Here is a 13,476-nt window from a genome sequence, read left to right as displayed (position 1 = left end):
CCAGGGGGCCGGTCACGGCCGTGCCTCCTGTGCCGGCGTCTCCGGCGGCGCAGGGCTCGTCGGTGCAGGGTTCGGCGGCGGCGCTTCCGGCGGGGATTCAATGGTGGACGTGTCACCCTCCGGCAGCCCGAGTTCGCGGGCCTTGAGCAGGCGCCGGAGGATTTTGCCGCTGCGGGTCTTGGGCAGGGCCGTAGTGAAGTCCAGCAGCCGGGGTGCCACGGCCGGCCCCAGGCGCTTGCGGGCGAATCCGATGATGTCCAGCTGCAGCTCCTCGGACGGTTCCCAGCCGGGTCGGAGCTCCACGAAGGCTTTGACAACCTCGCCGGCCACGGGGTCCGGGACACCGATCACGCCGGCCTCGGCCACGGCCTCGTGCTCCATAAGGGAGCTTTCCACCTCGAAGGGGCCGATCAGGTGTCCGGAGGACTTGATGACGTCGTCACCCCGGCCGACAAACCAGTAGTAGCCGTCAGCGTCGCGCTTCGCGAGGTCGCCGGTAAGGTACCAGCCGCCCACGAAGCAGCGGCGGTAGCGCTCTTCCTCATGCAGGTAGCCGCGGAACATGGAGGGCCAGCCGGGCCGGAGCGCAAGCTCGCCCACCGCGTCCGGGTCCGTCACGAGCACCGCTCCGCCGTCGCGGAGGACCGGTTTGTCGTGCTCGTCCCGCGCCACGATGGCCGCTTCGACGCCGGGCAGCGGCCGTCCCATGGACCCCGGCCGGATTTCCGTGGCCGCGTAGTTGGAAATCATGATGCCGCCCGTTTCGGTCTGCCACCAGTTGTCGTGCACCGGCTGCCCGAAGGCCTCCCGGCCCCACAGCACCACCTCGGGGTTGAGCGGCTCGCCGACGCTCGCGACAAAGCGCAGGGCCGAGAGATCGTGGCCCGCGGCCCGGCCGGCCCCGGCCTTCATCAGCATCCGCAAGGCCGTCGGGGCCGTGTACCAGACCGTGACGTGCTGTTCTGCGAGGATCCGGTACCACCGGTCCGCGTCCATCTCCTCCTCGTCCACGATGGTGGTAATCCCGTGGCACAGGGGCGCGATCACGCCGTAGGAGGTCCCGGTGACCCAGCCCGGATCGGCGGTACACCAGTAGACGTCCTCCGGGTGCAGGTCCAAAGCGAAGCTTCCGGTTGCGTGGTGGGCCGTGACGGCGTCGTGTACGTGGATGGCGCCCTTAGGCGTGCCCGTGGTGCCGCTCGTGAAGTGCAGCAGGGCCATATCCTCCGCCTGGGTGGCCGCGATGTCCCCGTTCGGCGGAGCGTCCTGCATGAGCGCGGCGAGGTCGAGTGTGCCTGGTTCCGGGCTGCCGCCGGCGTCGGTCAGCAGGACATGCCGCAGGTCCGGGAGCGAGTCGCGGAGCGGGGCGATCTTCCGGCGGTACAGCGCCCGCGTCGTCACCAGCGCCCGGCCCGATCCCAGGTGCAGGCGCTGCCGGACCGGCTCCGGGCCGAAAGCCGAGAAAAGCGGGCAGAAGACGCTGGCGTTCTTGAGCGTGCCGAGCACCGCGACGTACAGCGCCGGGCTGCGGCCCGTCAGGGAGAACACCCGTTCCCCGCGGCCGACGCCGAGGCTGCGCAAAACGTTCGCGAAGCGGTTGGTCTGCTCGGCCAGCTCCGCGTAACTGAGTGAATGGGTGCTGCCGTCCGCACGGACAAAGCGCAACGCCTCGCGGCCGGCGCGCTCGCCGGTGGCATGCCGGTCCACGGCCTCGTAGGCGATGTTGACGCCGCGGCCGCCGGGGAGCCCGGACAGATCCCGCCGGGCCTCATCCCACGTGAAGGCGGCGCACGCCGCGTCGTAGTCCACCAGGTTCGGCCGGATCCGGAAGCTGCCGACATCCTTGGGGATCGCAGGCCAGCGGGTCGATGGTTCGGTTCCGGCGGTCATGGTTCCATCGGACTCCCGCCCGCCCGTGCTGCCTAGGGCAGAAAGGCCCGTGTGGAAAGCCCGTAGGGAAGGGCCCGTGAAACAGGGCCGGGAGGAATCTTCCGAGGCTTTCGACATCTGCGGAACCACCGCGAACCAGACACTAAACTGGGTCCCATGACTGCCACCCTTGACTCTGCTTCTGCCACCGCTGCCGCCCGCGCCCGACTTCTGGAACTGATCAAGGAACTGGCCGTCGTGCGCGGCAAGGTCATCCTCTCCAGCGGTGCCGAGGCCGACTACTACATCGACCTGCGCCGGATCACCCTGCACCACGAGGCCGCCAAACTGGTGGGCCAGGTCATGCTCGCAATGATGGACGACGCCGGGATTGGCTTCGAATGCGCCGGCGGACTCACCATGGGGGCAGACCCGGTGGGCACCGCCGTCATGCATGCAGCCGTGGATGCGGGCCGTCCGGTGGATGCCTTCGTGGTCCGGAAAACGCAGAAGTCCTATGGCATGGGCCGCCAGGTGGAGGGCCCCTCGGTCGAGGGCCGCAACGTCCTGGTCCTGGAAGACACATCCACCACCGGCGGCTCCGCGCTGACCGCCGTCGAGGGCGTCCGCAAGGCCGGCGGCAACGTGGTCGCCGTCGCCGTGATCGTGGACCGTGACACCGGTGCGAAGGAAAAAATCGAAGCTGAGGCCGGCGTCCCCTACCTCTTCGCGTTCGGCAAGGACGAGCTCGGCCTGAGCTAGCGATTTCACCTGCGGCTGACACGTGTGGACGGGTGCAGGACGGTGACCTACCATTTTCTTAAATACCCGTCAGTTCCTGCACCTGGAGAACACGCGCCATGCTCCCGTCCGATCAGTCCCTAAGTGTTGGAGAAATCCTGAGCACTGAATCCGCGCTGAGTACTGTCGACCAGATCCAGAACCTGATCCTGGACAGCGCGGACTTCGAAGAATTCCTGAACGAGCTCGCGCGGTTTTCCGCGCACCAGGTTGCAGGCTCCGGCGATGACGCACTGTGCGGGATCACGCTGCTGAGGGACCGCAAGGCCGCCACTATCGGCTGGAGCAGCGATTCCGCCCGGGAAGTCGACGAGATCCAGTACTCCCTGTCCCAGGGCCCCTGCCTGACCGCTGCCAAGGAGGAACGGGAAGTCTATGTCCCGGACCTCTTCGATGAAGACCGGTGGGGTCCTGACTACGCCAACGCCGTTGCTTCGCACGGGTTGCGCTCGGTGTTGTCTGTCCCGTTCCATCTCCAGGGTGAAGCCCAGGCGGCACTGAACCTGTACTCCGATGTACCGCGCAAGTTCGACGGCGATGTCGCCGCCCGTGCCCGCGGCTACACCCGTGAAATCTCCCAGGCGCTGCGCCTGGCTGTGCGCTTCTCCTTGCACACCGACAGTGCCACGAATTTGCGGGCCACGCTCGAATCACGCACCATCATCGACATGGCGATCGGGATCGTCATGGCGCAGAACCGCTGCAACCAGGAAACCGCCGTCCGGATCCTCACCGACGCGTCCAGCAACGGCAACGTGAAGCTGCGGGAAATCGCCGCATCGCTGGTGCAGTCTGTCGGTGGCGCCGGGACGCGGACGCACTTCGAAGAACCGAACCGCAAAGAGGCGGTCTGAACCGGCAGCAGCCTATGACTTGTGCGAGCCCTTAGCCGCCGTTACGCTGAATGAGGTTGAGCCGTCGGCCATAGACACCCTTTTTTGGAGTACCTATGGACCAGACACTGCAAGCCCATGTCAAACTCGACATCACGTCCGATGTTGTCCGGATCGATGTCCGGGGAAGCCTCACGCAGAACTCCCGACCCTCCCTGGTGCACACTATTCAGCGTGTCCGGCGCATGGGCATCACCTCCCACATCCGCGTCGACCTCGGCCGGGCCGCCTTCGTGGAGTCATCGGCGCTGTCGGGCCTCCGCAACGACCTCAACGCGGTCGACGGCGGGTCTATCCAGGCCGATATCTCCAGTGGGCTCAACCTCTCCAGTGGGTTCACGGCCGGCTCCGGGGTCTCCCTCGAGCTGAATCCGCACCGCAATGACTCCACCCTTGTCCTGCAGACGCTCGATCTGTCCGGCGACTTCATGGCATCCGTCGACACCACAGGCACGCGTCCGCTCACCCGATATTCCGACGACGAACTGCTGGAGGCCAGCGACTCGGTCTTCGGCATGCTCGACAACCCCGCCGACATGGCCCGCACGGAACTGCTGGCAACCTACGACGAGATCGGCCTCGAGATCAGCCGGCGTGAAATACGCGCCGAGCCAGAACCTGCCTAGTCCCGAACCTGCACCTGAGTGCCTCCGCCGACGTTCGGTCTGCCGCGCACCGATTGCCGTAACTCTTTCGCGAGCAGGCGCAAAGCCATCCGACGGATGAGCGAGCTAAAGGGACCAATGAGCAGCCAGTAGCGCCTGAACCGGCGGCGGCTCTTGTCGTCCGTGGTGGCGACACGCGTCTCCACCGTCAGGATCGATGAACCTGTCCCGTAGGGATCGATCCTGAGGCTGGTGGCAATCCTGGCGAAACCCTGTTCGTCGAAGCTGGTGAACTTCTCTGGAGTGGCCGGTGCACCGGTGGTGGCCGCAACCGATTTCCAGGGGCGGCTCACCTGGCCAAGGACCATCTCCTTACCGGGTGTCTCGCCGAGCAGAATCCACCCCAGATCGACCATGTCCTTGAGCCGGAACGTAAGTTGAGGAGTTCCCGGGACGGTTCTCTTCCCTCGTCCCTTAAGAGTGCCCGCCAGGCGCTGCGGGAGTCCCCGGATGCCGATCAGGGTGCGAACCAGCGGGGCCTGGAAAAGGTCCAGCTCGCAGGCCGCCGCGTAGCACTCGATAGACGGTGCCCGTACAACGTCTGCGTGCACGATCGAGAGGTCGTACTTTGGCAAGAATCGATCCACAAGCAGCTGAGAGTCAGCCGATCTTGCGAAGTTCTGTTCAGGCGGTTGTGCCGGGGGCGCACTCATCAGGAACCTCCTTCATACGGGGACCTCCCCGGTGGCAGCGCGTCTGCAGACATCACCCGCCGAGAATCGGCTTCCCCGCTATGGCCTCCTGCAACACCGTGGCCTCTTCAAGCGGGAGCGTCACAGGGTCGAAGGTCCCCGTTGGTGACGGCAGGCCCGGTGCCGCGGCCTTTGCGCTTCGCGATGCTTCCATTGCCTTGGCCAGAAGCTGCCGGTCTGCTGCTGGCACAGTGCTATGGCAGCTGCCGCGCGGATTGGGTCCTGATCCGTTTCTGATAGCTGCCCGGCTGTGGATACGGTAGGGATGTGCCGCGTAAGACGGAAGCAGACGATGGGCGCGGACCCGGCTCTGCCGAGGCCCGTTTGCTTCGGCACGCCGTCGACCTCAAGAGGTTTTCGCGGCGGACCTTCCTGATCGGTGCGGGGTCCGCCTCGCTGCTCGCCGCGGACATGCTCTACACCCGGAGGGTCCAGGAAGAGCGCCGCGTCAACAAGGTCCTCACAGTCCCGGATGACGTTGCCGAACGGTATTTCCCCTACGCGAGCTGGATCCTGTTTCCCGGCTACAAGACGAGCTGGGAGGAGGCCCAGTGGATCCTGAACGCCCTGCGCGGGTCGCTGAACCAGAGGGGCCAGCTCGCTGCCGTCGGGTACTCCAACGACGGGCTGGACATCGACCGGATCGTGATCGCCGTGATCGAACATGTGCGCGCCCGCAAGCTGACCACGCTCTACTTCTACGGCCACAGCTTCGGCGGCATGGTGGCCACCCAGGTGGCCGCCCGCCTCCGTGAGCTCCACGGCGTCGAAGTCGCGCTCATCCTCCTCGACTCGAGCCCCGCCAGCCGGAACGACGTGCTGGACCAGAGCTGGTTCGAGGGGGTGGTTTTCCTCTACGAGAGCGGATTCCGGTTCCCGTCGGTGCTGCGCGGCGGTTACGAGCTGGGCGAGCGGATGCTGCACAAGGACGAGCGCAGCTGGAGCCAGATCCTGGACCAGACCCTCGAGCAGCTGTCCCCGATCGCGCCCTCAAGTGTGCTGATCCAGTCCGAGTCCGCCTACATCTACCATTTCGATGTCAGCCGGTTCGTGGGAATGCTCGGAGCCACCAAGATGGCCTTCATCGGCAATCCCCGGGACAAGACTGTGGACTACGAGACCGCCCGCGACTCGTGGTCACTGACCTTCCAGGCCAACATGGCCTCCGACAACCTGCGCACCGACGGCGCCCGGCCGGAGCACGCCAGCCCGGGCTGGAGCCCGTCCGTCTACGGGCCCATCATCGACAAACTGCAGGACGAGCTCTTCCCCCTGCCGGCCGGCGGCGGGAAGCGGACGGCCGTCTGAATCCTCGCCGACCGAACCGGCGGGCCGTCGGCTAGATCTGGTTCTTCAAGTCCGCCACGGAGTTCAGGATCTGGTTGGGCCGGAACGGGTACGCGGCGATGTCGTCCCGGTGCGTGATGCCGCTGAGCACCAGCACCGTGTGCAGCCCGGCTTCCATGCCGGCGATGATGTCGGTGTCCATGCGGTCGCCGATCATGGCCGTCGTCTCAGAGTGGGCATCGATCTGGTTCATCGCCGAGCGGAACATCATCGGGTTCGGCTTGCCCACAATGTACGGTTCGCGGCCGGTCGCCTTGGTGATCAGGGCCGCGATGGCGCCGGTGGCCGGCATGGGGCCGTCTTTGGACGGGCCGGTGGCGTCCGGGTTCGTGGCGATGAAGCGGGCGCCGGCGAGGATCAGGCGGATCGCCATGGTGATGGCTTCAAAGGAGTAGGTGCGGGTCTCGCCGAGCACCACGAAGTCCGGGTTCTGGTCGGTGAGGATGAACCCTGCCTCATGCAGCGCCGTTGTGAGCCCTGCCTCGCCGATCGTGTAGGCGCGGTTGCCGGAGTCCGAGCCCCGCACCTGGTCCTTGAGGAACTGGGCCGTGGCCAGGGCCGAGGTCCAGATGTTCTCCTCCGGGATTTCCAGGCCCGACGAGCTCAGCCGGGCGGCGAGGTCACGCGGCGTGAAGATGGAATTGTTGGTCAGGACCAGGAACCGCTTGGACGTGTCCACCCAGCGCTGGATCAGCTCGGCGGCGCCCGGGATGGGCTGGTTCTCATGGACCAGGACGCCGTCCATGTCCGTCAGCCAGCATTCGATTTCCTGGCCGCTGCGGTACACCGAGGCCGATGAGCGCACGTCGTCTGAACCTGCCCTGTGGTCCGCCGCTTGATCCGCCATTTGCTCCGCCATGATGTCCTCCGCCGATGATGTGCCGCTTCCTGCGTCCTAAGTCTAATGTTGAGTGGTGACTGAACCCGAGACCTCCAGCGAAGTCCCCCTTCCCGCGGACGGCGGGACGGAGCCGAAAGCGGAAGTCGGCGTCGGCCCCTGGGAAGGCGAACTGCCGCGGGGAGACCACTGGGACCCGGACCTGCTGGCGGACGGGGACCGGCGCAACGTGGTGGACAAATACCGGTACTGGAAGCACGACTCAATCGTGGCGGATCTGGACTCACGCCGGCACAATTTCCACATCGCCATCGAAAACTGGCAGCACGACCTTAACATCGGCACCGTGGTCCGCACCGCGAATGCGTTCCTGGCCAAGGAAGTGCACATCATCGGCCGGCGCCGGTGGAACCGCCGCGGGGCCATGGTCACCGACCGCTACCAGCACGTCCGCCACCACCCGACCGTCGAGGACTTCGTGGCTTGGGCGCAGGGGGAGGGGCTGGCGATCATCGGGATCGACATCTTCCCGGACTCGGTCCCGCTGGAGACTTATGAACTGCCCAAAGACTGCGTGCTGGTGTTCGGGCAGGAGGGCCCGGGCCTGACCCCGGAGGTTCACGAGGCCGCTCTCGCGACGCTGTCGATCGAGCAGTTCGGGTCCACACGCTCGATGAATGCCGCCTCGGCCGCTGCCATCGCGATGCACGCCTGGATCCGCCGACACGTATTCGGCCAGCTCCCGGGGTAGTGCTCCCAAGAGTCCGGCCCAGTTGGCATTTCACGGCAGTGTTATCGCGGAACACTGTCGCCAAATGCCAACTCGATGCGCTGGAGGACCCCGGGGTGTGGATAACTCGCCCGGGACGTAGCGTAAGCAGCAACAATTGGCCATGCGCAGGGCACCGCTTCCGCTCCATCTGACAACCGGATCGTTCTCGCTGCGCGCCTCGGACAAAGCCGGTGTCACCCGCACCCGAACCGCGGCGCGGGATCTACTGACCGTGTCTCGCGGCATCCGTGTCCCCACGGACTCTGCCGCCGCTGGAGCAGCCGCCCTGCGGGCCTATACCGACCTCGACGACGAGTCCATCCTCAGTTTCGGCTCGGCGGCTCGCCTCTGGGACGCACCCTGCCTGGCTGGCTCCAGGCGGACTGGCGCATCCACCTCGCCCGGCGCCGGGGCGGCAGCACGCCACGGCGGGTCAACGTCGTGGGACACCAGCTGAGGCTCCTTCCAGATGAAGTGGTGGAGCTCGACGGCGTCCGGCTGACCTCGCCGGCCCGCACCTGGCTGGACCTGGCCTCTGTACTTAGCATCGAAGACCTTGTCACTGCCGGCGATTCCCTGGTCTGCGAGCACGGGCGTGAGTTTCCCTCCCCCCGGAAGGCCTTGTGCAGCATCGAGGAGTTGCGGTCCATGGTGGAGCGGCACCCTGGAAACCGCGGCGTGCGGAAGGCGCGGGCTGCGGTCGAGCTCATCCGGGTGGGTGCCGATTCCCCACCCGAAACCGCCCTGCGCCTGGCCTTGGTCCGGGCAGGGCTGCCCGAGCCGGAACTTAATTACGTGCTGTTAGGAGTGCACGGCGCCCCGGTGCTGTGGCCGGATGCGGCATACGTGGAATGGCGGATCTCCATCCAGTACGACGGAGCCGGCCACGCCCGCCCTGAGCAGTACCTGAGGGACATTCGCCGCGAATCGGTGACACGGGAGCATGGCTGGTTTGAGGTGCGGGTGTCCAAGGACGACCTCGCTGGGGACCGTCCCGCCGTCGTGCGCAAAGTCCGTGCCGCCCTGGAGAGCCGGGGCTGGCGCGCCAGTTGACATTTCACGGCAATGTCCTTGCGCATCATTGCTGTGAAATGCAAACTCGACGGAACCACGGGGTCCCGGGCCTGGTCGGACGCGAGTGTTACAGCGGGCTAGTGACCGGACACACAGCCCCGGCTCAGGAATGGCTAGGATAGTTCCTAGCCGACGAGGTTCCCTCCAGGATCACCAGCCCGTAGACGAAATTCACTTTAGGAGTCAGCATGCCCATTGCAACCCCAGAGATCTACTCCGAGATGATCGACCGCGCAAAGACGGGCGGCTTCGCATTCCCGGCCGTCAACGTCACGTCCTCCCAGACGCTCAACGCGGCCCTGCGCGGCTTCGCCGAGGCCGAGTCCGACGGCATCGTCCAGGTCTCCACCGGCGGTGCCGCCTACTGGTCCGGCGCCTCCACCAAGGATATGGTTGCCGGCTCCCTGGGCTTCGCCGCCTTCGCCCGCGAGGTCGCCAAGAACTACGGCGTCAACATCGCCCTGCACACGGACCACTGCCCGAAGGACAAGCTGGACGGCTTTGTCCTGCCGCTGCTTGCCGCGTCCGAGGCCGAGGTCAAGGCCGGCCGGAACCCGCTGTTCAACTCGCACATGTGGGACGGCTCCGCCGAAACCCTGACCGAGAACCTGCGCATTGCCCGCGAACTGCTTGAGCGCACCGCGGCCGCAAAGATGATCCTCGAAGTTGAGATCGGCACGGTCGGCGGCGAGGAAGACGGCGTCGAGAACGCCATCAATGACAAGCTCTACACCACAGTCGAAGACGCACTGGCAACGATCGACGCCCTTGGCTCCGGCGAGAACGGGCGCTACATCACCGCACTGACCTTCGGCAACGTCCACGGCGTGTACAAGCCCGGCGGCGTGAAGCTGCGCCCGGAGATCCTCAAGGACATCCAGGAGCAGGTGGGCGCCAAGATCGGCAAGACCAGCCCGTTCGACCTCGTCTTCCACGGCGGCTCCGGTTCCTCCGAGAAGGAAATCGCCGACGCCGTCTCCTTCGGCGTCATCAAGATGAACATCGACACCGACACCCAGTACGCCTACACGCGTCCGGTGGTAGACCACATGTTCCGTAACTACGACGGCGTGCTCAAGGTCGACGGCGAGGTCGGCAACAAGAAGCTCTACGATCCCCGCGTCTGGGGCGCCTCCGCCGAGGCCGGCCTCGCGGCCCGCGTCGTCGAGGCGGCCCAGCAGCTCGGCTCCACCGGCAAGACGTTCTAGTGTCCGACGAGTTCCGCAGGAACCTGATGGGTCCCGAGCCCACGCTCCTGCCGGCCGAGACGGAGATCTACGCGGCGCTGGATGCCGGCCAGGAAGCACTGGATCTCGTGGAAAAGCACCCGACCTCGTCACTGCTCTGGGCCACCCTGGCCGAGGAAGCGTGGAAAGAAGGCCGGACCATCGATTCCTACGCCTACTCCAGGGTCGGCTACCACCGCGGGCTGGACTCGCTGCGCCGCAACGGCTGGCGCGGCGTCGGGCCCATCCCGTGGGAGCACGAACCCAACCGCGGCTTCCTGCGCGCACTGTATGCGCTGGGGCGCGCTTCGGCGGCGATCGGCGAACCGGAGGAGCCGGAGCGGATCGAGAAGTTCCTCAAGGACTCCGACCCCGCCGCCAAGTCGGCCATCGAAGCGAGGGACTAACCCTCCCCGCCTCCAACAGCAAGGACGACGGCGGGCGGCCACCTTTCGGTGGACGCCCGCCGCCGTCGTTGGTTGGCGCTTGCGGTGCGGTGCGGGTGGGTGGGCCCACGCCCGCCGGGTTCCCTGGCCGAGCTTGCGGTGCGGTGCGGGTGGGGACTAGTTGGTCTTCGCGAGACCGGTGCGGGCCATGGCGTCGGTGTATGCCGTGTGCATTTCTTCGAGGTACTGCTCCTGGCGGGCCGGGGTGCCGGCGAACGCACGGCCGCTGAGCGAGCGGACCTTGTAGGTCTTGAGACCGCGGCGCCAGATCATGGGCACTTCGGTCTTGAGGAGCAGGTTCGCGAGGCGGTTGGCTTCGGTGCCGTGGGCGACGATCACGGAGGCGCGGGGCACGAGGGCCAGGAACTTCAGCAACGGCTTGAGGCCCGCGGAAATCTGGTCCGGCGTGAACTTGCCGTTGGGCTCGCCGGGAACGTGCCACGGGTGGACGTTCCACGGCATAACGAACTCGGGGCGCAGGCCGAGTTTCCACTGGACGCCGAGCATGCGGGTGGCCGCCTCGTCGTCGCCGGCGGTGATGAAGCCGGACTCATCCGCGGTTCCGATGTTGGAGTACAGGCTGATGATGCGGCACTCGTCGACGTCGTGCATGGGGTCCACATAGGGGACATCGGTGCCAGCTTTGGCGGCCTGGAGCGTGTCGCACAGCTCATTGACGGCTGCGACATTAGGTTCGTAGCGGCGGCTCAGAAGCTGTTCGCGGAAATTTTCAGTGGCCAAGGCTGTCATATATTGCTGAGTCTCCTGCGGGATTGGTAACGCTGCCAAACCGTACGCGGGCACGCCGAATAACGCGCACGCCAAGTATGGTGTGGGTTGAAAATGTGGTGTGGACCGATTCCTGGTCGATCCTTATCAGTCTATCAAGCCCTGCGAAATGCGCCGAGGGTTCTCCGGGATCCGCTACCAGAGCCGCTTGGTGGCGCGGCGGGCGCCTTCACCGAGGGCTTCGAGCTTGGCGAACGCGATCTGTGGATGGACCCTGCCGCCCAGACCGCAGTCCGTGGACGCAATAACATTTTCACGGCCCACAAGCTCGGCGAAGCGCACGATCCGGTCCGCCACGAGCTCCGGGTGTTCCACCACGTTCGTGGCGTGCGAGACAACTCCGGGGATGATGACCTTGCCCTCGGGGAGCTTGGTGTCTTCCCAGACCCGCCATTCGTGCTCGTGGCGGACGTTGGCCGCCTCAAAGGAGTAGCCGCCGGCGTTGATCTGCAGGACCGAACCCAGGATGTCCGCGAAGGGGATGTCCGTGGTGTGCGGGCCGTGCCACGAGCCCCAGCAGACGTGGAGCCGAATCTGGTCCTGGGGAAGGTCCCGGAGCGCCCAGTTCGTCGCCTCGACCCGGAGTTCGATGAACTTCAGGTAGTCCGACAGGCTCGGCTCGGGGTTGATCTGGTCCCAGCTTTCGGCGAGGGACGGGTCGTCGAGCTGCACGGTCAGCCCGGCATCGATGATGGCCTTGTACTCCTCACGCATCGCGTCGGCGCAGGCGTAGAGAAGCTCCTCGTCAGTCTTGTAGTACTCGTTGGCGACGCGTGCGCAGGACCCGGGCGAGAGGGAGGCCACGAAGCCTTCGGCCAGGCCCGCGGCCGCCAGGCCGGTCTTGAGGTTGGCGATGTCCGAGGCCACGAGCTCCTGGCCGGTGTAGCTCAGCGGTCCGGCGATCTTGGGCTGGGTGACGCTTTTGCGGTGGGCCAGGATTCCGGAGGAGGGGTCGTTGTACGCCTCATTGAACGTCTGCCGGTCCCGGCGGTCCGGGAAGGAGGTCAGGACGATGTTCCCCGGCGTGGAACGGTGCACCGCGGCGTCGGCCCAGCGGTCCACGTCGGTTGGTTCCAGGCCGCCCAGCCGGGAGAAGGAGTAGTTCCACCAGGCCCCGTAGTCTACGGAGCTGGCCATGGCGTGCCCGTACTCGCCGTCGTTGGGGATGTCGATGCCGAGGTCCTTCTGACGCCGCACGATGTCCACCACCGAGTTCTCCAGCAGGTCCAGGAATTCGGGTGTGATGCCGTCGGCTTCCTTGGCCTCGTTCGCGGCGATCAACTCAGGAGTGCGGGGCAACGATCCGGCGTGGGTGGCGCGGATGTGGTCGGTGTTCTGGGGCATGTGACGGTTCCTTCCATCGGTCCTGGCGGTAGCACCGTGGCCGGCCAGGCCGGCCGTAGAGGCAGGCTGTGTCCGGCAGGGTTGCTGCGGCGTCAACGGTCCAGGTCCCTCGGCCGCTCGGGATGGTCACTCTCACCTAATTCCACGCGGGCGCGTCCCGCAAGTCGTGCCCGCTATGTGGCGTGGCCGTCATGGAGGATGATGCAGCTATGACGAACGCCATGAAGAAGAAAGAGTCCCCTGCCGCCGTCGACGCCTTCGAAGGCGTGGCAGCAGATCTGGCCGGCGCGGGAGTTGCCCTGGGCCAGACCTTTGGCTCACGCGCCCTGATGGCCAACCGGAAGGCAATCGCCTGCCTCACCGGTGACGCGATGGCGTTCAAGCTGGGCCGGGATTCGCCCGAACACACCCGTGCCCTCGGTCTCCCCGGCGCGCAGCTCTTCGATCCGTCGGGGATGAACCGTCCCTTCAGGGACTGGGTGGAAGTGCCCGCCGGCTCAGCGCAGGCGTGGACAACTCTGGCGGAAGCCGCGCTGGCGTTCACCGCACCCTGAGGTGCAGCCTGCAGCCTGCAGCCTGCAGCCTGCACCCTGAGCTGCAGCCTGCAGGCTGCAGCGGGCCCCGGGCCCCGGGGCGCCCACCCAGACCCGCGCGGGCCGGCGGTCCCCGCGTCCGTCCAGTGGATGGTCAAATGAGTGCCCGGCACCGCGATCGGCTAAA

The 13,476-nt window shown here is 66.4% G+C and carries 16 protein-coding genes; 10 read left to right on the top strand and 6 right to left on the bottom strand.

Features of this window, described 5'->3' with window-relative positions:
• Positions 1 to 12: 12 nt before the first annotated feature.
• Positions 13 to 1,890 (bottom strand): acetate--CoA ligase, encoded by a 1,878-nt coding sequence (gene acsA, locus AC1DES_RS04195; RefSeq protein ID WP_476894415.1) that lies wholly within the window; start codon positions 1,888 to 1,890, stop codon positions 13 to 15.
• Between the two features lie 156 nt (positions 1,891 to 2,046).
• On the opposite strand from acsA, the gene pyrE reads away from it, so the two are divergent.
• The 3 genes from pyrE (at position 2,047) to AC1DES_RS04180 (ending at position 4,189) form a co-directional block, all read left to right on the top strand.
• Complete coding sequence (pyrE, locus tag AC1DES_RS04190; protein WP_476894414.1) at positions 2,047 to 2,631, top strand: orotate phosphoribosyltransferase; 585 nt, start codon at positions 2,047 to 2,049, stop codon at positions 2,629 to 2,631.
• 98 nt (positions 2,632 to 2,729) lie between these two features.
• Positions 2,730 to 3,524: a GAF and ANTAR domain-containing protein gene (locus AC1DES_RS04185; protein ID WP_476894413.1), complete on the top strand. Its 795-nt coding sequence runs from the start codon at positions 2,730 to 2,732 to the stop codon at positions 3,522 to 3,524.
• Positions 3,525 to 3,619: 95 nt separating this feature from the next.
• Entirely contained in the window at positions 3,620 to 4,189 is a 570-nt protein-coding gene (locus AC1DES_RS04180; RefSeq protein ID WP_476894412.1) for a hypothetical protein, read from the top strand.
• Here the strand turns inward: AC1DES_RS04180 and AC1DES_RS04175 are convergent.
• Together AC1DES_RS04175 and AC1DES_RS04170 are read right to left on the bottom strand one after the other, a co-directional pair.
• Positions 4,186 to 4,803, bottom strand: coding sequence for a hypothetical protein (locus AC1DES_RS04175; protein WP_476894411.1), 618 nt, complete (start codon positions 4,801 to 4,803; stop codon positions 4,186 to 4,188). The genes AC1DES_RS04180 and AC1DES_RS04175 overlap by 4 nt on opposite strands.
• 130 nt (positions 4,804 to 4,933) lie before the next feature.
• Positions 4,934 to 5,110, bottom strand: coding sequence for a hypothetical protein (locus tag AC1DES_RS04170; RefSeq protein ID WP_476894410.1), 177 nt, complete (start codon positions 5,108 to 5,110; stop codon positions 4,934 to 4,936).
• A gap of 77 nt (positions 5,111 to 5,187) precedes the next feature.
• Between AC1DES_RS04170 and AC1DES_RS04165 the strand changes: the two genes are divergently transcribed.
• Positions 5,188 to 6,228, top strand: a complete 1,041-nt coding sequence (locus tag AC1DES_RS04165; RefSeq protein WP_476894409.1) for a thioesterase domain-containing protein — start codon at positions 5,188 to 5,190, stop codon at positions 6,226 to 6,228.
• Positions 6,229 to 6,259: 31 nt separating this feature from the next.
• Here AC1DES_RS04165 and AC1DES_RS04160 read toward each other — a convergent pair whose 3' ends face one another.
• Positions 6,260 to 7,114: an HAD-IIA family hydrolase gene (locus tag AC1DES_RS04160; protein WP_476894408.1), complete on the bottom strand. Its 855-nt coding sequence runs from the start codon at positions 7,112 to 7,114 to the stop codon at positions 6,260 to 6,262.
• A gap of 67 nt (positions 7,115 to 7,181) precedes the next feature.
• On the opposite strand from AC1DES_RS04160, the gene AC1DES_RS04155 reads away from it, so the two are divergent.
• The 5 genes from AC1DES_RS04155 to AC1DES_RS04135 all read left to right on the top strand — a co-directional run bounded on the left by AC1DES_RS04155 (position 7,182) and on the right by AC1DES_RS04135 (position 10,584).
• Positions 7,182 to 7,856, top strand: a complete 675-nt coding sequence (locus tag AC1DES_RS04155; protein WP_476894407.1) for a TrmH family RNA methyltransferase — start codon at positions 7,182 to 7,184, stop codon at positions 7,854 to 7,856.
• 142 nt (positions 7,857 to 7,998) lie between these two features.
• Positions 7,999 to 8,334 (top strand): hypothetical protein, encoded by a 336-nt coding sequence (locus tag AC1DES_RS04150; protein WP_476894406.1) that lies wholly within the window; start codon positions 7,999 to 8,001, stop codon positions 8,332 to 8,334.
• The gene (locus AC1DES_RS04145) at positions 8,319 to 8,930 is read left to right on the top strand and encodes an endonuclease domain-containing protein (protein WP_476894405.1); all 612 of its coding nucleotides are present in this window, start codon (positions 8,319 to 8,321) and stop codon (positions 8,928 to 8,930) included. Before AC1DES_RS04150 ends, AC1DES_RS04145 begins: the two co-directional genes overlap by 16 nt.
• Before the next feature lie 209 nt (positions 8,931 to 9,139).
• Positions 9,140 to 10,159 (top strand): class II fructose-bisphosphate aldolase, encoded by a 1,020-nt coding sequence (gene fbaA / locus AC1DES_RS04140; RefSeq protein ID WP_476894404.1) that lies wholly within the window; start codon positions 9,140 to 9,142, stop codon positions 10,157 to 10,159.
• Positions 10,159 to 10,584: a DUF3151 domain-containing protein gene (locus AC1DES_RS04135; protein WP_476894403.1), complete on the top strand. Its 426-nt coding sequence runs from the start codon at positions 10,159 to 10,161 to the stop codon at positions 10,582 to 10,584. Before fbaA ends, AC1DES_RS04135 begins: the two co-directional genes overlap by 1 nt.
• 156 nt (positions 10,585 to 10,740) lie before the next feature.
• On the opposite strand, the gene AC1DES_RS04130 is transcribed toward AC1DES_RS04135, so the two are convergent.
• Entirely contained in the window at positions 10,741 to 11,373 is a 633-nt protein-coding gene (locus AC1DES_RS04130) for a uracil-DNA glycosylase family protein (protein ID WP_476894402.1), read from the bottom strand.
• A 174-nt stretch (positions 11,374 to 11,547) separates the two neighbouring features.
• A complete protein-coding gene (locus AC1DES_RS04125) occupies positions 11,548 to 12,756 on the bottom strand; it encodes a cobalamin-independent methionine synthase II family protein (protein WP_476894401.1) in 1,209 nt (402 codons plus the stop codon).
• 209 nt (positions 12,757 to 12,965) lie between these two features.
• On the opposite strand from AC1DES_RS04125, the gene AC1DES_RS04120 reads away from it, so the two are divergent.
• Positions 12,966 to 13,310 carry a hypothetical protein gene (locus AC1DES_RS04120; protein ID WP_476894400.1) on the top strand — a complete coding sequence of 115 codons (345 nt, stop codon included), beginning with the start codon at positions 12,966 to 12,968 and terminating at the stop codon, positions 13,308 to 13,310.
• Positions 13,311 to 13,476: the final 166 nt, after the last annotated feature.

The organism is Arthrobacter sp. 05T442 (assembly GCF_056395945.1).
Note: the sequence above shows the minus strand (reverse complement) of the source record. Positions and strands in the feature narration are given on the sequence as shown.